Origin of the sequence: Paenibacillus etheri (genome assembly GCF_001012825.1) — a bacterium.
GTDB classification, from domain to species: domain Bacteria; phylum Bacillota; class Bacilli; order Paenibacillales; family Paenibacillaceae; genus Paenibacillus_AQ; species Paenibacillus_AQ etheri.
Window position 1 is genome coordinate 130241 of record NZ_LCZJ02000043.1, and the last position, 23480, is coordinate 153720.

Here is a 23480-nt window from a genome sequence, read left to right on the forward strand (position 1 = left end):
CAATTCCTCCTGATACTAATGTGTTATTTGGATAAACTACTTACCTTAGGTTTAGCTGCCATTTTACTTTTGAGTTTATATCGATATTTTTTGAGATGCCCCCATGTATATAGGAAGACTTCCCGTTCCATCAAAGAGGCGATCAGGAAATATACAGGTAAGATCACAAGCCCTAGAAGTACGCCCCAGATCATAAGCCCCAAATAGGAGTGGATGGGGATGTCGATTGCGGTGGTGATTAGAATAATGCCAACAAAAACCACTGCATTCGTGAGCCATCTTCTAATGGTGATCCAAGGACTGCGGTTCAACAGATGTCTGCTGGCATAGACCACAATATCTATGGATCGGTATAAAAGAGCGGCTATCGTTCCCATCAATACACCGTAAATCCCCATGAAGATAACGAAGACTATAGATGCCACCAGATTAATAGCGGATTCTAAAATGGAACGGTTCTGTGTATTCTTGAAATGCCCGGCGATGGTAATCACATTATTAGAAGAAGCTCTGGCATTAGTTAATAATTTGATAACTACGAACAGGATCGGCAGCCACATATCGATATAATTCACATCGTTTACCCCAGCGGTATACAATTTCATAAAAGGTAGAATTAGAATGTAAGCCACCGTTAGAATTGAGAAAATGAGCCCCATAAAATAAACTTCGTAAGCATCATAAAATTTAATAAATGCTTCTTTACTCTCATGATAGCTTTGCCCGAGGGCAGCCTTCACACTTCCGTTTACGGTCTGGACGATGTTATCTACAATCGTAAAAATCATGTTGTACATGACATAAATGCTAACGATTTTTAGATTCGTAAAGATGGTTAATATAAGCACGTCGGTATTTCTAAACACCAAGTAGGAGATCTCATGGACTAACACGGAATTTTTTTGACCAATGGCTTCATAGTCCGGTTTGAGGTTTAAATTGATCCATTTGTAATGCTTGTTGATATAAATATAGAAGACGACGATTTGAAGTATGGTCAATATGAAATAGGAAGCTTGCACAGCAATGATATTTACGCCTTGAAGTAATAACAGAATCCGAATTACATTGTTCAGAATATTTGCCATGGTGACAATAGAAGTCTCTATATAGCTTTTGCCCTCGGCAGCGAGCAGAACCTTGAATTTCCCTTGAAAATAATAATTGACCGCACCGCCCATTCCTGTAAGCAAAATAATGACCATAATCGATAACTTATCGATTTCAGACGAGATCACTAGCGGGTAGACGATGGCGAGTAGCAGTACGGCGAAGAAATAATAAATGCCTGTTTTTTTATAATAGCTGGAGGTGGCGGCCAGAATAGAGTTGATATGGTTCTTATTATCCGAAGCTACCGGCTTATAAAGTGCTTGAATAGAGGCTGCCCCAACACCGGCTTCCAGCAGGGCCAAATAACTAATGATCTGTACAATTGAAGCGATTAAACCATTGGCTTCAGAGCCATAGTTGACCATAATCAGTCTGGGGATAAAAAAACCGAGGATGATCGTGATGAGCTGGCTCCCGAGTCCAAAGGATAAGTTAAGAATGCTCCGCTTGGCTCTCATAACGTATCCTCCTTTCGTAAAGCGATAAATACGTATCCAGATGCTCGAAATGTCTTTCGGCATGTTTGGCTTGCGGCGTGACATCCATGTAGTGGGTAGTCATACTTTCAAAAACCTGCGCAGGCTGGAGATGCTCCAGTGTAGTGAAATCGGTAAATAACCCTTTGAACTGAGCATCTTCCATTACATTGATCATTTTTTTGCTGTAAGCTACAGGAAACACTGGTTTACCCAACACCCAGCCTAGGATCATCGCATGGAATCTTGAAGCTACAATAAAGCTGGAGTTGGCTAGAACGGACAAGACCTCTTCAATATTCGTTTTATATAAATGCACTTGGATAACGTCCTCATAGGAGGAGCCCATAAGATTCTGGATTTCTTCAATCGCCAGCTGATCGCCTTCGTGTTCGCAAAATGACATAAAATGAACAGCATAGCCTTTTTCAATGAAATAAATTGCGAGTTCTTTCATTTTTTCATAATAGAGGTTGTCAAAACCGTTCAGATCTTTAGCAGAAGGTTTAATGACGGATATGACGATGTAATCCTCGGGTTCGGTTTGAAGATTTGGCGGGTCAAGCTGAAAAATAATATCTGGCGCTAAACGGACATTATCCAGATCCTCGAATAAATCATAAGAGTGCTGTTCTCTGAAGCAGATATCTGTATAGTCTTTAAAAATCCGCCTGTGTTCCTCATAATATTCTTTATCTGTATAAGGGCCGAAATTAGAGCCTAATAAATAGTAGGGCTTATTCTTATTCCGGATGGCTTCTGCGTTCTTGAAATGCTCTTTCCAGTGATCTGCCTGCATAAAGATCGAGCCGCCGATATGAACAACACCGTCGGAGCGGTCTGCCATATATTTTTGCGCCAAATTATGTATCTTTAACCTTCTGCAAATAAAGGCAATGCCTCTAAAAAAAATAGAATCGGAAGGATACACTTTGAGGTTCTTGATCTCTTTGAAGATTCGCTTGTATAGGCTTGGAGCGCAGATTCTGAATTCGGTATCCGGATATCTTTCACATAGCACCTTAATGAATAAATCATCGCCCAAATTGAATTCGGTATAGGCATAGATCAGCATCTTTTTCATAGTCTAGATTCCTTTCGCTTGAACCTGGATAAGCCTCTCTCCACAGAAATGAATCTGTGATATAGAAGCGGGGAGATTAAGAATGCTCGGATATAAAGGGCTAATCTTCGGTCATTCCCTCTATAACGTCTTATGAGTTCATACATTTCTTGGTTTAGTTCCGGATAGGTATGATCGATGTCGCGAAGTAACTTCTGAATACTTACGCCTTCTGTCCCATTTAGACAAGTCTTTAGGTTGAAAAAATAATTCTCGATCAACTCGCGATTTCTTATATAAGGAGATATCATATCCAGCTGCTCAAAGGGATGGGCCTCGAAATAGGCATCAACCCGTTTGAATACGGCTACGACATCAAATTTTTTCACATTATAGCTATTGGAAATCGACGTATTTCTTTGTAAATAAAACGATAATATATCCGGTAATGTGATGACTCTAGCGGCTCTGGATAAGGCTTTGTAGATAAATTCCTGATCTTCTCCATTCACACAGCGTTCCGTATATTGGAGTCCATGAAGGAGTAATATCTCCCGTTTATACGCTATGCTCCCTGTCCATATTCGTAAGCTTTTGTTCACGAAAATATGAGTCAGCGCTTCACTGCCTGTGATGTCGCTATATGCAGAGGCGTAGCTCAAAGTAGTGACTCCATCCTCTGTGACATGGCTATATCCCCAGCAAATAACCTCGGGGTCAGATGGTTGAGTATAGGTATGAATGGTTCGTACTAAGTCTGTAGAGATATAATCATCACCATCCAGAAACAGCACATATTTCCCTGTAGCTTCTGTTAAGCCTCTATTTCTAGCCGCACTAACCCCCTGATTTTCTGTTCGAATGACTTTGCAGGAAAGGGTGGGGTGAAGTGCGAGAATATTTGCTATCACGTTGTAGGTGTTATCCGTAGATCCGTCGTCCACGATAATGACCTCGAAATGCGGTTCACTTTGGGTAAGGAGTGAATCAAACATAGGGGTTATATAATGTTCAATATTGTATACAGGGACCACAATGCTTAGATTCATGTGCTGCTCCTTTCCTTGATAGAACTGGATAAATAGCTATCTTTAGCTTACCCTTCGTATCAAAAGATTGTATATACTACTTTAGTTTACTTATTGCTACCTCTATTTCGTTGTAACATCACGCGAATAATAATTATTACAGTATGTAAAATGACAATCATATCGATTGGTTTAACATATATAGAAAGCCAATTAAATCATGAACGCTCGAAGCGGAGGGGAACACCTTTGAAGAAGCACTGGAGAAGAGTGGGTGCAAGGGAGAAGCGAGCAATCGTATTACCGAAGCCGCTGCTTATTTGGAGCTTCATATTGAACAAGGTCCCGTACTAGAACAAGAAGATCTGTCGATTGGTCTGGTGGACTGTGTAGTCGGCATGGTTTGTTATGAGATTGAAGTGACCGGTCAATCGGATCACGCAGGCACCACACCTATGGCAATGCGCAAGGATGCCTTGTCATTGCCACGGATTTGATCCGGAGCTTAGAAGCAAGCTTTGTGCGCTCGACTCCGAGCTGGTGTATACCATGGGCAGAATGAATGTACTTCCTAATATTCATACCGTCATTCCTAATAAAGTGATCTTCACAATTGAGGCTAGACATAAAGATATGGTGATAGTCCGTGAGGTGAAGCCATTATCCATGGTTTGCCGGAGAGGCTACTGGACTGTGAAGTGAGTAAGACCAAGCTTTGGGGCAGAGAGACCATATGGTTTGACCGTGGTGTATGTGATTTAGTGGAGCAAGCGACACAAGCCTTAGGTTATTCTAATCGAAAGATCGCAAGTGGCGCAGGGCATGATGCTCAGTTCGTAGCGAGCTTTCTGCCATCCGCGATGGTGTTTGTACCTAGTGTGAATGGCAAAAGCCATTGTGAAGAGGAGCTTACCTCCTATGAGGACTGTGAAAAAGGGGTAAATGTATTTCTTAGAAACGGTGATGTTATTGTTGTCAAAATAATACGCGTCACTTAATGTGACATTATGTAATGGCAGTAGTGCTTTAATTTCCTACAAAATCGTCAAAAAGACACTTTAAGCAGTGTCTTTTTTTATGAGATAATGAAGAGGGTTGTGTTGGGTACCAAATGAACCCAAAGTTATTGGGCGATCTGAGTCGAATCCTTTGTGTAAAAACACAATGATGATAGATAATATTTTAATTTTTTACCAAAATGGGAATACTAAACGTATGTTATCATTCTTTACATAAGGGATCTACATTAGACGGGAGAGATGAATGATGATTATCGGAGTACCTAAAGAAATAAAAAATAATGAGAATCGTGTAGCCATAACACCTGCGGGTGTAGTTAGCCTTATTAAAGAAGGACATCAAGTGTTAGTGGAAGCTGGCGCTGGTGTGGGAAGCGGATTTGCGAACGAAGAGTATGCTTCTGCCGGAGCAGGACTGATTCAGGATGCAGCCACGGTCTGGAACTCTGCCGAAATGGTGATGAAAGTGAAAGAACCGCTGGAAAGCGAGTACCCCTATTTCCGTCCAGGCCTTATCTTGTTCACGTATTTGCACCTTGCACCTGAGCCTTCTCTAGCCGCTGCACTTAAGGACAATGGTGTCTTTGCCATCGGATATGAGACGGTTGTTCATGAACGTACCTTGCCGTTATTAACACCGATGAGTGAGGTAGCAGGCCGGATGTCTGTTCAGTTGGGTGCTCAGTTCTTGCAAAAAAACTATGGCGGACAAGGGATTCTTCTCTCCGGTGTACCCGGGGTTAGTCGTGGCAAAGTTAGTATTATCGGCGGTGGAGTAGTAGGTACCAATGCTGCAAAAATGGCTATCGGTTTGGGTGCCGATGTTACGATTGTTGACCTCAGTGCAGAAAGATTACGTCAATTGGATGATATTTTTGGGACACAGATCAATACGCTGATCTCTAACCCTTACAATATTGCCAAAGTGGTAGCTGAGGCAGATCTGTTGGTAGGCGCGGTGCTAATTCCGGGTGCGAAAGCACCGAAGCTGGTTACAGAGGAGATGGTCAAGACTATGAAGCCGGGATCGGTGATTGTCGATGTGGCCATTGACCAAGGTGGTATCGTAGAGACGATTGACAGAGTGACAACACATGATAATCCTGTGTTTATCAAGCACGGCGTACTGCATTATTCTGTTGCTAATATGCCGGGTGCTGTTGCCAAAACTTCGACGATTGCTTTAACCAATGTCACCGTTCCATACGCCCTGCAAATTGCTAATAAAGGCGTGATCAAGGCGATTCAAGATAATGCCGGTCTAAGAAGCGGCGTAAATGTCGCCAATGGAAAAATCACCTGCCAAGCCGTGGCTGAAGCACTTGGTGAGAAACATTTTACGGTAGAACAAGCCATGGAGCAGACATTCACGATGAGCTAAATAGATGCGTTCCAAATGAGTGATAATATTTGGGAACCAACAAACAGCAAACTCCCGCTATGGGAGTTTGCTGTTTGTCGTTTCTGGGCGGAATACTTTCGACTCAGTTCGGTGTTAAAGGCTGTAGGACTGTGTTATGAAGATGGTTGGATCGGGTGGATGTTTGTTGGTGTGTTGCTAAAAGTAGCTAAGTTGTTTGTGGTGTGGTTAGGTACATTGGATGTTGCCAGCGCGACGCTAAAGGTGGATAGACACTACGTAGAAGTCGGTTTATATTCGGTCAAAACTAGCTAGTATTGACTATATGGAGCTTGATTTGGCTAGTTACAGTTTGATTTAGTTGAATTTTGGTTTTTGCTACGGAGCGAGGTTTGTTGGAGATGATTTTTAGGGAAATCCCCCCTGAAAATTACGACAAAATAGCTTAAAACACTATTTTCAGGGAATTTCTCCCTAAAAATACGAAGAAAATGTCCAATAATGACCAAATCGGATGAATTATAGGGAGTTTTTCCCTAATTAGTAGTAAACCAAGCCTTAACCACAGAATTTTAGGGAGGAATTCAACTAAAAACTATAAGGGCACTCTCTCAAGTAGCGGTTTATGTGTTGTCGCGCCACTCCGTCACCTCGCTCCCCGTAACCCGCATCAACGCAACCTGCAACTCCGTCCCGTGCAACTTGATAACCTCGTAACTCCTCCACCCGGCGATCTCAAGGTCCCGCCATCTCACCGCCCATCACATTATCCTATAGTCAGCTGAGAGCACGCATACTATAATAAAATCACTCTAAGTACAAGAATCGGCTATTTTTCAGATAGGGGTGGGGCTAGTGACGGATAAGGATCCATTGTTTGATCGTTTCTTCGATAGTATGGAATCGTTGGCGGATGCGATTAGCGAATCTCTTCAGTCCCAAGTTACGATTGAGGACAGCAATCACCATGTGATCGGATACAGCTCCCATCAATTTGAGAGTGATTCTGCGAGAATTTCAACCATTATCGGAAAGCGCGTACCTAACGCTGTCATTATTGGCTTGCGTAAGAAGGGGATTATGCAGCAGCTTGAGAGCGCTACACGTCCGATTCGGATTCCTACGGTCATGGAGGTTGGTCTTGGACCCCGACTCGCTATTTGCATCAAACATCAGAAGGAAATTCTCGGATACATCTGGATAGTGGATGCAGGCAATCTAGTTGAAGGACACGCAGAGAATATTGTAGAGAAAGCGGCGGCCATCGTTGGTCGTTATTTATTGAAGCAGCGGGGTTGGAAGACGAAGCAGGAGAAAACGCAGGAGGATTTTTTCTGGAAGCTGCTCACCTCCCATTATGACAATGAAGCGAATATAAAGCAGGATGCGGAAGTTTGGTCGATTCTTTTGCCGGACAAATATTATATTAGCGTGTTTGAGAGTGACAAGGTCATTAATGATCACTTCGTACTTCGATTTCGGCAAATAATGGCCTCCTATCCGGGGCTGCAATTATTGTTTCTGACTGCTGAGCACAATCGGTTGATTATATTGTTTTCATTCAGCTTTCGCATGGAAGGGACAGGTGATCTGTCTTCGTTCATGCACAAAATTATTGAGGATATGCGTAAGAGTGAGAGCTGTATGCTGGCTGCTGGCTGTAGCCTCGATTACACTGAATATATGTCGGCAGCCATTGCGTACTGGGAAGCGGGGTCCATTCTGGAGATCAAGAAGCTGCTGCCTTTTCATGGCAGAGAGTTACTATTATACGAGGATATTGGATTTTGGGCTTATATTCCGGCTATTATGGAGCAAAAACGTAGCCGAACCCGTAAAAGTCCTTTGCTGTATCCGCTTAAAGAGCATGATCGCGAGCATAAAAGTGATTTTCTAAAAACGATTGCCGTTTATTTATCACTCAGTGGAAACTTGAAGGAATCCGCCGCTTTTTTACATATTCATACCAACACATTGCTGTACAGATTAAATCGCATAGCAGAGATTACGGGGAAAAGCTTAAAGGATACGGGATACCGCACTTCTATATATTTGGATATTTTGACGGAAGAGACAAGGCAGCTTAATCAGTGGTTTGTTGAGTCACCGGAATAAAATGAATTAAGCACCAACTGGGCAGCGAACACGTACAATAACCTATATTTAGAACCTATAACATTGGAGGGACTAAGCATGGTGAAGGAAGTTCGTTCACCCGATGCCCTTGACTTTGAACGGAAAATGAGAGAAAGCATCGTGGATTCGGCTGAAGCATTAAATAACAGTGGAGCTGATTTTGCAACATTTGATGAGTCCCGCGGCAATCCGCAGTTTTGGACGCGTACAGATATTGGAGGACTACAGCTAAACGCTGGTGTGGCGCCTTCAGTGGGAGTTAAAGACATTTTTCGGAACGGACATTTATATGCCTTCGAATGCGCGACAGCCATGGTCATTGTTTTGTACAGGGCGACAATTGAAGCTATAGGTGAAGAAGCTTTTAATAGGTACTTTAAGGATTTGTTCTTATGGGACTGGAACTACGACGAGAATCTACGCTTAACTACGAACTATAATAAGGATCGAATGCTGCGGGGAGATATTGTGTATTTCAGAAATCCAGATCATGCGCCCAGCAAGCCAGAATGGCAGGGTGAGAATGCTGTTAAGCTTGAAGAAGACCTGTTCTATGGCCATGGCATCGGGATAACTACTGCAGAAATCATCATAGACTCTCTTAATGGGGAAAGAGTGCCCGGAAGTAATATCTCAGCTTTTCTTACGAATGAATCCATTCATCCTGATTTTAACTATTTACAGAGATTATCTTCAGGTTCTGTCTTACCCGGAGAGGAAAATAGAGGCTCTGAGTGTACTGTTTTTTCAAGAATAGGGGTTCGAAGCTACATTTATAAGATCTAGCAGCTAAGAGAGTACCAAGAAGAATAATCTGCCTAAAAAAAGGGCTGTCTCATAAATAGATGTTCTACAAAAGAAACAGCCAACAGCCCCGATTATTCTTCAGTTGTCCATAACACGAACGAGGTGGTGTTCTGGAATCGCTTCACCATCCGCTTGTCCGTCATACGTAGTTTCAGTAAAGACACCATCCAGGGTGTCTTTTTTTCGTGGATTCAATAGTTCTAGTTCGTAATCATGCCTTTGAAGCTTGAGTAGCTGTAATGCCGCCTCTTTGTGACTCTAGCATCTAACGTCATAAATATGCTAGCTATCTATGCGCCAAGTAAGAAATTTTTGCGCATACAATTTAAATCTTTAATAGTAGCAAAGGTTTAATTTTACATTGAACTGTTATAGTACTCATTGATCAATACTTTACTAACAGGGGGAAGGATAAGCGCTATGAATACATTACGCAAGACAATAGTGATTGCATCAGTGATAACGTTGCTAGGAGGAGGGTTTAATACAGGCTTTAGTCAAAATAATTATGTCTACGCAGCAGATGATGCTACGCCATCCTTCGTGGTTGAAGATTTTGAAGATGGAATCAATGATGTGAAATTTAATCCTAAACGTATGTATAATGCTACGCTGCATTTGGAAGATAACAAGAAGCTTGTAAGAAATGGACAATATTCGGCTAGAATTGATTACGATATGATCGGCATAGTAGATAACCCCTCTCAAATTGAAGTCGGGTATAAAACGGGGAATATCCCGGTAACAGGTTACCCTACTAAAGTAGGCATGTGGGTTTATGCAAACAATGAAGGACATTTGCTGACGACAAAATTTAGAGATATAGGCGGATCTTCTTTCCAGGCAGAATTTTATGATGTAAATCAAGTGGGTATCAACTGGTCCGGCTGGAAATATATCGAGGCAGATATTCCGCAGGGTAAACCGGGTCCGATTGTTCTCGAATTGTTTTTCCAATTGAAACAATCGAATATGAGCAAGAAAAACAAGGGCTCTATTTGGGTAGATGATATTACCTTTATCTATGATGAAGTTGATGAGGATAAGGACGTTCCTGCCATTAAACCTATAGCCCCTGTTGAAAATGAAGTCTTAAACACTCCACTTGATGAAGTGACGGTTGAGCTGACCGATAACGGATCAGGCCTGGATTTGAGTACCTTATCTGTTCAATTAGATGGTACGGATATTACGGATGAAGTGCACTATTCTCCAGATACAAATGTATTAACTTATCCAGGAGAATATGTAGATGGCGGTTATCATGAGCTTGTTATTGAAGTGAAGGACAAGAATGGTAACCCGGCAGCCCAAAAAATCACCTTCACAATAAATGCAGGAGAGCGTTTGTTCATGGCTGCAGACGAAGAAGCAGTAAGTAATGAAATCTATCCTGTTCATATTAATATCAAAGATTACTTGAAAGCAGAACAGGCAAAATTCACCTTAAATTATGATGCAAGCACCCTTCAAGTTGAAAACATTACTCAGGCGGCTGGAGTTTCCCTAACCTCAGATATTGATAATGAGCACGGCATGGTTCAAGTAGCACTTGATAACGTAATATCAGCTGCTCAAAATGTCGTTACTGTTAACTTCAGAGTGAGCTCTCATGCCGTGCTAGAGCGTGGTGAAGCGTACAAAACCATAACAATGAGTAATGCGAGTCTTACTACGGGCGGTGTTCAGACGAGTACACCATTAGCTACGCCTATTCATTATACAATCGGTTTCCCCTATCAGCTGAAAATGACGGGAGTTGGTTTGGGCACAACTTCTACCTTTACAGTGTTAGACCATGGAGGCAAGCCGTATGAAGGTGCGGATATTGTTTTCACCGGATTATTAAAGCAAAGCTCAATAGTGACAGTAAACACTGTAACATCTAATGTATATGAGGATGATGATACATCTTCTAATGTAATCATGGTTGCAAAAGCTGGTGAACGTTACTATGCTTCAGCAGCAGCTGACGATGGGTTATACGAGGTTATTCTGGTAGACGGACAAACAACAGGTTATATCTCGGAAGCTGATGTTAGTAGTCAGTTATTGAGCGGCAGTCTTGGTAAAACAGATGCTAAAGGACAGTTAACGACAGACATCACTACATTGGCGCTTGGAACCTATCAGGTTCAAGCTGTCATCGGTGTTCAGAACAGTAAGGTTGTCAATTATGAAGTGGTGGAGCAGTATGGTACCAATGAACCGCAATATATTCAAACTTATGTCGCAGAGGATATGTCTTCACAACTGAGTGCTGCCTGGCAAACAAAACCAGATCAAACCTCTACTTATATTCAATACATTGAAGCTGGTGAATGGGGGGCAGGAGCAAGCCCAGACATTAATGAAGTAAGGCAACAGCAAGCCGAGAGTGAGCTGCAGGTGCTTAGTATGAAGGAAAATGGAACGAAAGGCGAAATCCGGTTTCATAATGCCCTGGTTAAGGGCTTGAAAGCAGATACCACTTACAAATATCGTGTAGGCTATGAGGACAAATGGTCGGGGTGGCATGAATATTCTACTGTCGATCAGGATAAAACAACACCGACCTCATTCTTGTTTATTACGGATTCCCATACGAATCAATTACCAGGATTACAAATCTATCAAGAGCTAATGACTAACGCTTTGACACAATATCCATCGACGCAGTTTATTATGCATGGTGGAGATATGGTTGATGTAGGCGGCGCATTCGAAGAATGGCAAAAGTTCTGGCTAGCATCTTCTGTTTATGCAACAAAACTCCCGACTGCACTAACACTGGGCAACCATGATGTGAAGAGTGAAGGGAAAGATGTGTTCACCAAAGGTGCGAATTTCCCAGAAAACGGACCAGAATCCCAACTGCAATATGCTTACTCTTATGAGGTCGATGATACTCATTTTGTCATATTGAACTCAGAAGGCACAGAGGAACAGATGATTGATCAAGCAGCATGGTTAAAAGACGATTTGGATCAGAATGATAAAAAATGGACTGTCGTTATGTTCCACCGTCCAGCTTATCATACAGAAAATGGTCGAGAATCCCTTGTTGAGTATACCCAAACCTATTTTGCACCCATATTAGAAAAGAAAAAAGTCGATTTGGTTCTGGTTGGTCATGATCATGTATATGCGCGCACCTATCCAATGATGGATGGAAAGCCAAATAAAGCTACCAATGAGGGTACAGTATACCTTGATGGTGGTGCTTCAGGCTGGAAATTCTATGATGGCACCCAATATAATTATTTGAATTATATTTTTGATGAAGACGTTCCTGTATACTCCGCTATTAAAATTACTGAGGATGCGATTCATGTGGAGGCACGTACAAGTGCGGGTACATTAATCGATGAGTTTTCTGTCAAGAAAACAACGGAAACTGAGACACCAACGCCAACACCGACACCAACACCGACACCGACACCGACACCGACACCAACACCAGCATCGACACCAAATTCTACAGCAACGTCACCAACATCAACGCCAACGCCACCAACACCAACACTGAAGCCAACAGTAGCGCCAACACCGCCAACATCGACATCGAAGCCAACAGCGTCGAAGCCGGTATTCAACGACAAGGTAAATGTAGATGCAGTTAAAGCTATCGTGGAAAAAGAGAAATCTGCTCCCGCTATAAACTTTACGGATGTTCCGGCATCTTCGTGGAGTGCCTCTGTAGTGGAGCGTGCAGCGAAGATGGGGATTGTAACGGGTTATAGTGATGGTTCTTACCATCCGAATCAAAAGGTAACTCGCGCCGAGTTCGCCACAATGGTAGCAAAAGCTTTTGGTCTATCGAATTCAAGCGGTTCATCCTTCTCTGACACGCAAGGACATTGGGCTTCAGAATCGATTGCAACATTACAAGCTAAAGGCGTAATCACGGGTTATAGTGATGGTTCTTTCCATCCTAATCAAGAAATTTCCCGCGCTGAAATCGTGGCAATGCTTGCTCGTCTGACAAACTATGTTCCTAGCACATCCAATCTATTTCTGGATGTAGCTACGAACTGGGCTTCTGAACAAATCAATGCTTTTGCAACTGCTGGCATAGTAACTGGTAAAGGCAACGAATTGTTCAAACCGAATGATGCTGCATCCCGTGCGGAGTCGGTTGCGATGATCATTCGCTTGTTGGATAAATTGCTTGCACAATAAGTGAAATCTTTCGGATAGTTAACCGGATTCACCTCCACCAATAAGTAGAAGAAGGGGCTGTCCCTGAGTCATTTATGACTTATGGGACAGCCCCTTTGCTGTGTCTAATAGCCTAAAGTTCAATAAAATCTTTGCGGAATTTCTCGAAATCAGATTTTCTGCATTCCAGCGCAAGCCGTGTGCCTGTTTCTTCATAGCTAGTGGATTGAATATGGGCATGCTCGTTAAAATAGGAGACCACATTTCCACGATCAAATGGAATCAGAATTTCACACTGTACATAATCCGTAAACACATGACTGCGGATCAGGTCCGTAAGTTCAGACATTCCGCTATTTTGTTTCGCGGAGAGATAGACGTTGTCACCTTCAATGTGAGGGTAAGGCAAGTCAGTTAGGTCTGCTTTGTTATAGGCATAAATCGTCGGAATTTGGTCCGCGCCGAGTGCTTTTAACGTCTCATCGGTGACGGTCATATGCTGCTGATGCTGCGGATCGGAAATATCGACTACGTGAATCAATAAGTCAGCTTCGGTTACCTCTTCGAGTGTGGAGCGGAATGCTTTGACCAGGTGATGGGGAAGCTGGCTGACGAATCCGACGGTATCCGTTAATAAAAAGGTTTTGTGATCAGGTAGCTCAATGCTCCGAACGGACGTCTCCAGCGTAGCAAATAACATATCTTTGGTGAACACTTGCTTATTAGAGCCTGGATGGTACGTCTCCACCATCACATTCATTAAGCTGGATTTGCCGGTATTCGTATAGCCGACGATACAGACAACAGGAACCTCATTCTTATGCCGCTGCTTCCGCTGAATTTGGCGTCTTGCCACTTGCTGTTGAAGCTCAACCTGTAACGCTGAAATCCGTTCTTCAATTCTTCTGCGATCCAGCTCCAGCTTCGTTTCACCAGCGCCTCTGTTCTTCAGCCCAGCACCACCGCCTTGTCTGCCGAGTGATTCTCGAAGCCCTGTCAATCGGGGCAGCATATATTGCAGTCTGGCTACTTCTACTTGCAACTGTGCTTCTTTGGTCTTCGCTCTTTCTGCGAAAATATTCAGAATCAGAATCGTCCGGTCAATGACCTGACGATCCAGAGAGGACTCCAAATTGCGAATCTGTGAAGGGGACAGCTCATCGTTAAAAATGACAATGTTAGCATCATGCGCTTCTAAAAGCGCTGATAACTCTTGGATTTTACCTGTACCGATATAATGGGAAGGGTTGATCCGGCTTGCCTTTTGACTGAGTTCTCCTACAACCTCTAGGTCACAGGCGACTGCCAGATTGCTCAGTTCTTCCATTGAATAAGCGAAGTTTGTTTCGTTCTGAAGCTGGACACCGACCATAATTGCTTTTTCTCGTAGTTGTTCCATATATATTTATTCATCCTCCAGTAGTAAATAGTAAACGCAAAAAAACACAGGCCATCTGCCTGTGCTTACGGTTCGTTAGAGGACATCAGAACAAATGTGTAAGGAGAAATCTCCGTTACGACATAGGGTCTTCCATAGATATATCGAAGTAAACAACGGCTCGGTCGTAGGGGGGATAACTATAATCCCTTACGAGTAGCGGTTAGTTTAAATTATAAGAAAGTATAAGTTTCACGATATACTTTATCCTTATAATTCTCGCATAAACGCTACCGTCCTTATAAGGACGCCGAAGGCGTTTTAGCTTGTTGGCTTCTATGGAGTTAAATGGGTAGACCTATCCTGAGTCCTCTGCACAAGGGCAGAGCTTTAGCGCTATTTAATTAGTCGCGCAAAGTTCTAACTCGGATAAAGTCTATCACACGTAACCCTCCGTTCATAAAAAGTTAAGTCGAGTTTACCACATCCTTTATTTGGTGGCAAATCTGTATTTATACGCTGTATAGCATTTCTCTATTTTATATCATCCAAGAATTCTAAAAAATGAATGCATATCATACATATATAATTTGATATGAATAGGAGGTGTGAAGACATTGCCTGTCCTCTCCACGAACACCATTATTAATTTACCCGTCGATGGTACTCGGCCAATAGATCAAGTGGTGATCAAAGTGGTCAACAATGGATCAGCTGGCGCGACTTGTTATGTAACGGGCTTATCCAATAGTGCAAGTCCTCAGACAGTCTTTATTGAAGAATTATTTGAACTGCAATATCGGGAAACGTTAAGCAAGACCTACGCTATGGTAGAGGATGTATTCCAATTTAATTTTGTATATTCACAGGAGCAATTAAAGATTCAGGTTTTTCTTGTGGATGTGAACGGTGTCTGGACGGCTGTTAATCTGGAATTGTTTCAAGTAAGCCGTATAACCTCAGAAATACGTGATAACGTATCAGTTGCATCGACTGACTTTGCATCGATCAGCTTTATGAGGAGTCCTGCATTTACAATTCCGCAAGGTCTTGCGGCTGAGATCAGACCGGCTGCTTTAGATATTCTATCCAAAAGACCGGTGCGTTATATGGTCGTCGCAGGTGGGACGCTGGATGGGACATTCGAGAATTTCCCTACGCCAACTACGGATATTCCTGTCACGGATACGGCACTGCTAGTGAATTACACTTGCACTACAGTCACTGGTGGAAGGGTGATTATGCAAGGTACAGGATCAGGGATCTCTGGTGCGTATGCGAATCTGGCCGTTAATTTGCTTAACGAGCGACTTTCTTATGAGCTTCAGCATGAGCCGGTTACTTTGGTGGTTAACTCACTTTCAGGTGATGATGATCTTGCAGTCACCTTTAAGATGTCCGAGCAATGGTGAGCACACTACAATCTAGTTCTGAAGAAAAAATTCGGGATTAAAAAAAGGAGCATTCGCGTAGATACGAATGTTCCTTTTTTGATGGTCTTTGCAAGCGGTAGGGTTATTCTGTTAAGCCTCGCCGTAATGTAAATAGGTCTTTCAGAGCCTCAGTAGACAGCTCGGTAATCCAGCCTTCGGAGCTGGAGATGACATTATCGCTTAGCTGCTGCTTACTCTCCAGCATCTCGTCTATCTTTTCTTCGAGCGTCCCGAGGGCGATGAATTTATGCACCTGTACATCACGTGTCTGGCCCATCCGATAAGCGCGGTCCGTCGCCTGATTCTCAACGGCTGGATTCCACCAGCGATCAAAGTGGAATACGTGGTTGGCTGCGGTTAGATTCAGACCGACACCTCCAGCTTTGAGTGAAAGGATGAACACATTCGGCTGATCAGACGGTGGTGCATCTGGATGTCTGGACCCTTCGTCCGCGGAAGGTGCGGGCGTCTGGAATCGCTCAATCATTCGGTCACGCGCCTGTTTAGAGGTGCTTCCGTTCAAATAAAGGACAGGCTCCCCAAGCTCCTGCTGTAGAACAGCCTGAAGCATTTTTCCCATCCCGACATATTGCGTAAAGATGAGACAGCGCTCATCCTCTGCACGCAGCTCCTTCACCATATCCAGCAGTCTTTCAAGTTTAGAGGAACGGTTAATGAGTAGACTGGTATCCAGTTTATTGTCCGAATCGGTCTCAGGGAGGGCCTCCTTGGTCACAAGCATCGGGTGATCACATAGCTGCTTAAGCCCGGTTAAAGCCCCAAGAATGGCACCCTTACGCTCAATACCCTCTAACTTCTGCATACGTTCCAACAGTCCGTTTACGGTCTGGTCGTAGAGCGCAGCTTGTTCAGCTGTCAGATGAACATAGGTTTTCATCTCGTTTTTATCGGGAAGATCGAGCTGTATGTTAGGATCCTTCTTCTTACGGCGTAGCATGAACGGCTTCACAAGATTCTGAAGGTCCGCTGTACGCTTCTCGTCGCGTTCCTTCTCAATAGCATTACTGAATCGGTCGTTAAAGGCTTTGGCGCTGCCCAGATAACCTGGGGTTATAAAATCATAAATGGACCACAGCTCAGATAGTCTGTTCTCTATAGGTGTTCCTGTTAGCGCAATCCGGTGTAAAGCCGGGAAACTGCGCACAGCTACCGACTGCTTCGTTTGAGCATTCTTGATGTTCTGTGCTTCATCAAGACAAATCGCCGCCCAAGTGAATTCCTTCAGCAATTCCTGATCAAGCGCCGCAGTTGCATAAGAGGTTAGTACCACGTCAGCTTGCGAAGCAGCACCATAGAAGAAACCAGCGTCCAGACGGCGACTACCGTAGTGAAGCATCACATTCAAGGAAGGCGCGAAGCGCTGTAATTCCTTCTGCCAGTTGCCCAGCACGGAGGTAGGGCAGATGATCAGAGCAGGCCAACCCGGAGGATCGGTCTGGCGACGGGATGAGCTAGGATTGGTATTTTCTTTAATGTGAAGTAAATATGCGATGAGTTGGACGGTCTTACCGAGCCCCATATCATCGGCTAGACAAGCCCCCAAACCGAATTGACGCAGGAAAGTCAGCCAAGCATATCCTTCATGCTGATAGGTGCGCAGCTCTGCCTGGAGTCCTGCGGGCACCGGAGGCTTCGGCCACTGTGAGCGCTGGCCGAGCTGACCAATGAGGCTGATCAAATGTTCGTTTAGCTCTACCTCGAGCCGGAGGCGCGCAGCATCCTCTTGAAGCTGCTCCTCTGTAGCCTCAGCATCAGCTTCCTCACTCGCTTGCAGCAAATGAAGCTGAAGCACATCTTGGAAAGACAAGCCTTGCGACTTGTCCATTCCGGCCATGGCTCTTTGAATTTGCGCCAACAGCGCGGGATCGAGCGAGACCCATTTGCCCTTGAAGCGGACGAGCCGTTCTCCTCTTGCGACCAGCTCGGCAAATTCAGCCTCGGTGAGGTCGACGTCGCCGATGGAGATTCGCCAATCGAAATTGATGATCGAATCGAGGCCGAACAGCGACTCGCCGCCGCTGCGTTTGTCCTCGCCGGAGCTGATCTTGGCGCGCAGGCGCGGTTTTTTACGACTGGCGGCTTCCCACCATGCCGGCAGCAGCACTTGCCAGCCTGCTTCCAGCAGCCGCTGGCTCTCGGCCGTCAAGAACCGCCAAGCGATGGCATCGCTGAGCGGTTCGGCGAGCACGTCGCCGCCCGCCGCGAAGCGCTCGGGCGGCAGACTGCCGCGGAGGCGCTCCAGCCATCCCGCGGCGCGTTCGTGCACGTGGGCCGACCATGCTGTCGGCCATAAGCCGTGCGGCTCGCCGTCATCGGCGAGCCTGATGGGTACAAGCGCGGATTCATCGCGCTTGTCCTGAAGGATCAGCTGCAGCCGCCAAGGGGATTCATCCCCCTCCGGCTCCAGCAGCTGAAGTGCTGGCCGGAAAGGCGCGGTATCCGCCTTCCAGCCAATGGCGATAAGCCATGCAGCGGTATCCATGCCCGCTGCAAGGGCCCCGCTTCTATCGAATAGAAGCGGGAAATCGCTCCGGAGGTCGCCTGCCTCGGCCTCCGTGCTGTAATACCTCTGCGATGCGGCGGCGGAGAACGCCGCGCGTAATCCCCTGCTAAATTCGCTGCCGCCATTTAGCGCCTCAAGGGCACCCTTGGCAGTGTCATTCTCCACTGCCACCTGTGCAATAGCGCCCTCATCCCAGGTCCATTGCAACTTCCCGGCGCGATAAGCGGTGATATCGGGAATATACTGTTTGTTCTCCAGACATATAGCCAAAAGTGGCGCGAGTTCAGTGAGATGAGCCGCATCGCCCTCCCAGTTCCATTCGATATGCGCCAGCAGCTTCTGCTCTGCAAAGAAAGGGATGACCTGCTCTGCAGGTAGAATCACTAGCTCCACACCTTCGCCAGCTGGTTGAACCGTTAACTCCGTTCCATAAAAAGACGCCTCATGCCAGGCGAATAACCGCTGCTTAAGCTGCAGACCGGGCACGAGATCTTCTCTTTCATTCATTCCATATATTAAAGCGTCGCCATACTGGCTTAATGCAAGCCGGATGGTCAGCGTGCGCAAATGCATGTTCATGGTATTAGCTTTCCTTTCCGAAGCTCCTCTTGTAGCGCGCGGAGCCTGCTATGCCTAGTGGTGAAGGCTTCCAGGAACGCTTCCCACCGTTCTTCTTGTTTCATTTTTTTGTACAGCTTGGATAATCGCTTCAATAGTTTCACAGCCGCCTTGTAGCTATGCCTATTCTTATCCAGCACAAATCTTTCGACGGCCTGATGGTAGAAGGGCAGTAGAACTTCGGGTGCGTTTTTCTCCATAGGCTGGAGGTCTGTAACACGAAATTCAGAAGGTAGTTTACCGATGGACAGTTGATAATCCATCCATGTCTGCCATTTTTCATAAGTGATTAACTTCTCTTCGTATACTTCACCAGAGATAGGTAACATAGTGGCTAATGTATTCCACATCTGCGGCTCCGCTTCAGGAAGGTGGCGCACGGCTTCTTCCCAGCTGTTCGAATAGCTATTCAGATTATAGAGTCTGCTGCTCAGCAGTGGGCCGATCTGAACAAGCCAACCCACCAAGCGTGACCATTCACCTGCATCCAGAAGCGGGGAGGTGAAGCTCATAAGCTCATCGGGATGGAGACCTGGGCGCTCGGCAGCCTTATTCAGCAATTCCCAAGCCTTTTGGTCATCCTTGAGATAAAAATACATGCGGCTCTGGGCTAACAGCCAAGCATGTCGTGACAGGGAAGCGCCTAATTCACCTTCTGCCTGCTGAAGCTGTTTGATTTCATCCAGATAAAGCTTGGTTCCACCAGTATTCGGATAAATCCAGTTTCTCCATAGCAGGTCATAGCACAGTGAAAAAGACGGCTGGTCCCGCAAGCGATCGCGCGACTCCGTCAACATCTCGCGCCGTAAGTATGAGAGTGTCTCGACGATATGCGGCCACAGATCGTATTCTTGCTCTTGCTCGGGAGACAGCGGGAGTGTGCTTTTTAACAGACGTGTGATTACTTCCTGTAGTTCTGAGACCGCTACTTGCGTGTAATAGCCAAGTGATGAGGTAAAGGCGACCTGACCGGGCAGATTGGCAGAAGGCTTAGCCAGCTTTTCTAGAAGGAAAAGATGGGCATGCAGAGTGAATAACTTGTCCATCTCCGGTGATAACTTAGGCTTAAATTTAGTAATTGAAGATAATGCACGATCCACATATTCAGGGTTCCGAGTGGTATGCGCTAAAGGCGTGATGCAGAATGCAAAATACTCGCGCCACTCTGTGATGCCTCCGTCAGCGATCCGGCTGGCATGTTCTTTTAGCTGCTGCTGGTGCTTTCCATCGGCTCCGACAGGGGGACTACTTGATGTTTTTGGGAGAAAAGATGCGGCCTTGGCATTAGCTAGAACTTGTACAGACCTATTCTGTTGTTCAGCATAACTAAGCAGCACGGCGGCCATATGCTTGCAATGACCTGAAACAGGGCAGTTACAATGACACCGAGTGAAGCTGTCCAGATCAATAGTAACGCGGTAATCCTCTCTACCTTCAACAAGAGCATTTATCTTAGATGGCTCCGTCATGGAGAACGAACGAATACGGCTTTGTTTATAATATTGGAACCCTCGTTTGAGGGTGAGGTCATCGAAATAATAGGCGACATTCTGGATGAGCTTACTCCACTGCGTATCATCCATAGTATAGGTTGGTTGCATACAATTGGTCTCCCGTAAGAAAAATGGTCGTTATTTGACTTTCATTATATCATTTCTTTTTGAGTAGGATGTTTTGGTGTTGTAATGATTGTGAAGTTGCTGGCTTGTATGGAACGTAAGACCTAAACATATAATAATCGTACTGTATTTTGAAATATAAGATCGTATACGTTACAGCTATACATTATCCTTCTAATTTCCGGAGAAATGATCATCGTCCCTGAGAGGACGACGAAGGCGTTTTTTCTTAGATGGAGGTAACAGTGGATTTTATGTAAATCAAACAAAGGTCAAAAAAGGTCAAATCATTAAAAATATTTAAATTTGTAGCATTAAATCAGCTGATTTGCCTGAATTCGGCCGGAAATTGGCTTAGATCGATTTTGTTATTCCTTTGGAAGGGGACTATAATAAGGTCATAGGTCAAATAAAGTCAAAGTCAATGAGAGGAGAATGGATAATGTTTGATTTGGTTCCTTTTGGTAAACGTAGAGATGATGCTTTTGGTATGCTGACTAAGTCTTTGTATGATGTTTTTAATGATGATTTTTTTGCACCGATCAAGAGCTCTACGATGTCCTTTAGAACGGATATTCGCGAGAGTGAGCAGGCTTACCTGATTGAAGCTGAACTTCCTGGCTTTAAAAAAGAAGAAATCGACATTGATTATGCCAGCCCTTACTTGACGATTAAAGCGGTGCGGAAGGAAGAGAATGCGGAGGAGAACAAAGATCATCAAATTGTACGTAGAGAACGTCGATATGGTGAATATGTTCGCAGATTCTATGTTCAGGACATTGCAGAGGAAGAGATTCGCGCGTCGTTGAAAGACGGATTACTGAAGCTGGAAGTTCCGAAGCGGCAAAAACGGCAAGGGAAACGCATCGAGATTCAAGACGGAGATTCTGGCAGTTCGCAGTCTGAATAAGTATAGTTTAGGCGGAATTAGTTTCCGCTCAGCATCTTAGTGCTAGGTAGCGAGCTCTTAATATAGAGTTATGAATAAAAGGCGCATTGTAGTGGAGGATTCCGGCTATGGTGCGTCTTTTCTCGGAATGGAATGATGAGTTGTATTTGATAAAGCAATGAAAGGAGGAATCCAAGTGGCTAACAAAAGCTATTATGATGCTTTGGGCGTGAGCAAAACAGCAACTAAACAGGAAATTAAAAAGGCTTATCAAAAGCTGGCTAAGAAGTGGCATCCCGATGTGAACAAGGCCCCTGAGGCAGAGGCGAATTTCAAAGAAGCGGCTGAAGCCTATGAAGTACTGGGCAACGAAGAGAAACGGAAGCTTTACGATGAGGAGCTGCATTATGGGGCTCAGCGTGGTAGAGCTGGTGGAAGTACGGCGAGCGGGGCCTCTTCATGGGATTCAAACTTCGGTGGTAGCTGGAGCGGTGGGACTTATTCTGCAGGAGGTTCTGGCATTTCGGAGGAAGATTTGTTCGGAATGTTTTTTGGGAATCGGGGATCGGCGGATCGAGCTGGCTTTGATTTCTTTTCTAGTAGTGGTAGTGGGCGTTCGAACAGCAATCCATGGGGTGAGGCGCGCAGTACAACGCAGGCGCAGCTGGATATTACGTTGGAGCAGGCTTATAAGGGAGCAACAGTAAGAGTACAGATCGGTGATAAAACTGTGGATGTTCACGTTCCGGCGAGATCTAGTGAAGGCACGATTTTAAAAATCGCAGGGACCGCTCAGAGTGGTATAGCTCCAGGTGGCGATGTACTGCTGGCACTTCATATTCTTCCTCATGATATATACGAGCTTCGAGATGGCGACTTACGCGGCGTGGTTGAAGTTGCTCCATGGCAAGCGTTATTGGGTGTAGAGGTGAAGGTTCCATTACCGGGTGGCGGTGCAGTGAAGTTGAAGATTCCAGCAGGAATTCAGAGTGGCAAAACGCTGCGCATCCCCGATAAGGGGTTGAAGCGTGAAAATGGTGCGAATGGAGATATTTTATTTGGTATAGAGATTGTTGTCCCTGAGCCAACCACTGAAGCGGAGAAGGATTTGTACCGTAAACTGGCTGAATCCAGCCGTTTTGAGGCCAGAGCTAAACACCAAAGCGCAAGTGCGCAGCGCCGTAAGGCTAAAGTGGGTAATTAATGAGGTAGAGGTAGAGGTAGAGATAAAGGTAAAGATAAAGATAAATTCGTGTATTCGAGGTCAACTCTGGCTGGTGAATAGGGGAAATGGAATGCTAGTTGTAGAAAAGTAACTTGATTAGAAACTAACTATAGAAGAGACTTATGCTGAAACGAGTAGTGTAGGCACGTCGGGTAAAAGAAAGGCAAAAATGCCTCGGATTGCGTGGATTTTGGCTCGATGAGCGAAAAGAAAGGCAAAGATGCCTCGGATTGCATAGATTTTGGCTCGATGAGCGAAAAGAAAGGCAAAAATGCCACGGATTGCACTGAATGTGGCTCGATGAGCGAAAAGAAAGGCAAAAATGCCTCGGATTGCACTGAATGTGGCTCGATGAGCGAAAAGAAAGGCAAAAATACCTCGGATTGTGCTGAATGTGGCTTGATGAGCGAAAAGAGGGGTAAAAATACCCTAGAAAGCGCCGAATTCGGCTCGATGAGTGAAAAGAGGGGTAAAAATACCCCAGAATCGCAGAATTCGGCTCATAACCCGAAATTAACGGTATTAATCCCGCAGATTACGCCAAATGTGGCCCATCCGCCCCAAATCAGCGGTATTAATCCCGCTAAATTAATCTACACCGGCCAAAACGGCCGATCCTATATATCATTCCTAATAGAAAGGTGAGAGAGCT

18 protein-coding genes are annotated in these 23480 nt (G+C 44.8%); 12 read left to right on the forward strand and 6 right to left on the reverse strand.

Annotated elements, in window-relative coordinates; genetic code table 11:
• Window positions 1–23: 23 nt before the first annotated feature.
• From UQ64_RS26940 to UQ64_RS26950, 3 genes are read right to left on the reverse strand one after another with little or no spacing between them, the layout of a single operon-like run.
• Entirely contained in the window at window positions 24–1571 is a 1548-nt protein-coding gene (locus UQ64_RS26940; RefSeq protein WP_060626545.1) for an MATE family efflux transporter, read from the reverse strand.
• Window positions 1546–2673: a polysaccharide pyruvyl transferase family protein gene (locus UQ64_RS26945; RefSeq protein ID WP_060626546.1), complete on the reverse strand. Its 1128-nt coding sequence runs from the start codon at window positions 2671–2673 to the stop codon at window positions 1546–1548. The genes UQ64_RS26940 and UQ64_RS26945 overlap by 26 nt, the downstream gene beginning before the upstream one ends.
• Complete coding sequence (locus UQ64_RS26950; RefSeq protein ID WP_060626547.1) at window positions 2670–3701, reverse strand: glycosyltransferase family 2 protein; 1032 nt, start codon at window positions 3699–3701, stop codon at window positions 2670–2672. Before UQ64_RS26950 ends, UQ64_RS26945 begins: the two co-directional genes overlap by 4 nt.
• A gap of 299 nt (window positions 3702–4000) precedes the next feature.
• Between UQ64_RS26950 and UQ64_RS33040 the strand changes: the two genes are divergently transcribed.
• The 8 genes from UQ64_RS33040 (at window position 4001) to UQ64_RS26980 (ending at window position 13163) form a co-directional block, all read left to right on the forward strand.
• Window positions 4001–4177 carry a hypothetical protein gene (locus UQ64_RS33040; protein WP_425339623.1) on the forward strand — a complete coding sequence of 59 codons (177 nt, stop codon included), beginning with the start codon at window positions 4001–4003 and terminating at the stop codon, window positions 4175–4177.
• 52 nt (window positions 4178–4229) lie between these two features.
• Window positions 4230–4382, forward strand: coding sequence for a hypothetical protein (locus UQ64_RS33045; RefSeq protein WP_425339624.1), 153 nt, complete (start codon window positions 4230–4232; stop codon window positions 4380–4382).
• The gene (locus tag UQ64_RS33050) at window positions 4379–4678 is read left to right on the forward strand and encodes a M20/M25/M40 family metallo-hydrolase (protein ID WP_060626548.1); all 300 of its coding nucleotides are present in this window, start codon (window positions 4379–4381) and stop codon (window positions 4676–4678) included. The genes UQ64_RS33045 and UQ64_RS33050 overlap by 4 nt, the downstream gene beginning before the upstream one ends.
• A gap of 268 nt (window positions 4679–4946) precedes the next feature.
• Complete coding sequence (gene ald / locus UQ64_RS26960; RefSeq protein WP_060626549.1) at window positions 4947–6080, forward strand: alanine dehydrogenase; 1134 nt, start codon at window positions 4947–4949, stop codon at window positions 6078–6080.
• A 15-nt stretch (window positions 6081–6095) separates the two neighbouring features.
• Window positions 6096–6374 (forward strand): hypothetical protein, encoded by a 279-nt coding sequence (locus tag UQ64_RS26965; protein ID WP_060626550.1) that lies wholly within the window; start codon window positions 6096–6098, stop codon window positions 6372–6374.
• Between the two features lie 540 nt (window positions 6375–6914).
• Window positions 6915–8174, forward strand: a complete 1260-nt coding sequence (locus UQ64_RS26970) for a PucR family transcriptional regulator (protein WP_060626551.1) — start codon at window positions 6915–6917, stop codon at window positions 8172–8174.
• 78 nt (window positions 8175–8252) lie between these two features.
• Window positions 8253–8981: a hypothetical protein gene (locus tag UQ64_RS26975; protein WP_060626552.1), complete on the forward strand. Its 729-nt coding sequence runs from the start codon at window positions 8253–8255 to the stop codon at window positions 8979–8981.
• A 441-nt stretch (window positions 8982–9422) separates the two neighbouring features.
• On the forward strand, window positions 9423–13163 hold the full coding sequence (locus UQ64_RS26980; protein ID WP_060626553.1) for an S-layer homology domain-containing protein: 3741 nt from the start codon (window positions 9423–9425) through the stop codon (window positions 13161–13163).
• A 112-nt stretch (window positions 13164–13275) separates the two neighbouring features.
• Here the strand turns inward: UQ64_RS26980 and hflX are convergent, their stop codons facing one another.
• Complete coding sequence (hflX, locus tag UQ64_RS26985) at window positions 13276–14541, reverse strand: GTPase HflX (protein ID WP_060626554.1); 1266 nt, start codon at window positions 14539–14541, stop codon at window positions 13276–13278.
• 587 nt (window positions 14542–15128) lie between these two features.
• On the opposite strand from hflX, the gene UQ64_RS26990 reads away from it, so the two are divergent.
• On the forward strand, window positions 15129–15932 hold the full coding sequence (locus tag UQ64_RS26990; RefSeq protein WP_156417690.1) for a hypothetical protein: 804 nt from the start codon (window positions 15129–15131) through the stop codon (window positions 15930–15932).
• A gap of 103 nt (window positions 15933–16035) precedes the next feature.
• On the opposite strand, the gene UQ64_RS26995 is transcribed toward UQ64_RS26990, so the two are convergent.
• Entirely contained in the window at window positions 16036–19056 is a 3021-nt protein-coding gene (locus UQ64_RS26995) for a DEAD/DEAH box helicase (RefSeq protein WP_060626556.1), read from the reverse strand.
• Entirely contained in the window at window positions 19053–20696 is a 1644-nt protein-coding gene (locus tag UQ64_RS27000; RefSeq protein ID WP_060626557.1) for an SWIM zinc finger family protein, read from the reverse strand. The genes UQ64_RS26995 and UQ64_RS27000 overlap by 4 nt, the downstream gene beginning before the upstream one ends.
• A 460-nt stretch (window positions 20697–21156) precedes the next feature.
• Here UQ64_RS27000 and UQ64_RS27005 point away from each other — a divergent pair, with 460 nt between their 5' ends.
• The 3 genes from UQ64_RS27005 to UQ64_RS27015 all read left to right on the forward strand — a co-directional run bounded on the left by UQ64_RS27005 (window position 21157) and on the right by UQ64_RS27015 (window position 23473).
• Window positions 21157–21624 (forward strand): Hsp20/alpha crystallin family protein, encoded by a 468-nt coding sequence (locus UQ64_RS27005; RefSeq protein WP_060626558.1) that lies wholly within the window; start codon window positions 21157–21159, stop codon window positions 21622–21624.
• Between the two features lie 175 nt (window positions 21625–21799).
• Window positions 21800–22807 carry a DnaJ C-terminal domain-containing protein gene (locus UQ64_RS27010; protein WP_060626559.1) on the forward strand — a complete coding sequence of 336 codons (1008 nt, stop codon included), beginning with the start codon at window positions 21800–21802 and terminating at the stop codon, window positions 22805–22807.
• A gap of 219 nt (window positions 22808–23026) precedes the next feature.
• The gene (locus UQ64_RS27015) at window positions 23027–23473 is read left to right on the forward strand and encodes a hypothetical protein (protein WP_060626560.1); all 447 of its coding nucleotides are present in this window, start codon (window positions 23027–23029) and stop codon (window positions 23471–23473) included.
• Window positions 23474–23480 lie beyond the last annotated feature (7 nt).

Coding starts and splice junctions, on each gene's coding strand:
- UQ64_RS26940 (WP_060626545.1), bottom strand. CDS start 1,571: ATGAGAGCCAAGCGGAGCATTCTTAACTTATCCTTTGGACTCGGGAGC.
- UQ64_RS26945 (WP_060626546.1), bottom strand. CDS start 2,673: ATGAAAAAGATGCTGATCTATGCCTATACCGAATTCAATTTGGGCGAT.
- UQ64_RS26950 (WP_060626547.1), bottom strand. CDS start 3,701: ATGAATCTAAGCATTGTGGTCCCTGTATACAATATTGAACATTATATA.
- UQ64_RS33045 (WP_425339624.1), top strand. CDS start 4,230: ATGGGCAGAATGAATGTACTTCCTAATATTCATACCGTCATTCCTAAT.
- ald (WP_060626549.1), top strand. CDS start 4,947: ATGATTATCGGAGTACCTAAAGAAATAAAAAATAATGAGAATCGTGTA.
- UQ64_RS26965 (WP_060626550.1), top strand. CDS start 6,096: ATGAGTGATAATATTTGGGAACCAACAAACAGCAAACTCCCGCTATGG.
- UQ64_RS26975 (WP_060626552.1), top strand. CDS start 8,253: ATGGTGAAGGAAGTTCGTTCACCCGATGCCCTTGACTTTGAACGGAAA.
- UQ64_RS26980 (WP_060626553.1), top strand. CDS start 9,423: ATGAATACATTACGCAAGACAATAGTGATTGCATCAGTGATAACGTTG.
- hflX (WP_060626554.1), bottom strand. CDS start 14,541: ATGGAACAACTACGAGAAAAAGCAATTATGGTCGGTGTCCAGCTTCAG.
- UQ64_RS26995 (WP_060626556.1), bottom strand. CDS start 19,056: ATGAACATGCATTTGCGCACGCTGACCATCCGGCTTGCATTAAGCCAG.
- UQ64_RS27000 (WP_060626557.1), bottom strand. CDS start 20,696: ATGCAACCAACCTATACTATGGATGATACGCAGTGGAGTAAGCTCATC.
- UQ64_RS27005 (WP_060626558.1), top strand. CDS start 21,157: ATGTTTGATTTGGTTCCTTTTGGTAAACGTAGAGATGATGCTTTTGGT.
- UQ64_RS27015 (WP_060626560.1), top strand. CDS start 23,027: ATGAGCGAAAAGAAAGGCAAAGATGCCTCGGATTGCATAGATTTTGGC.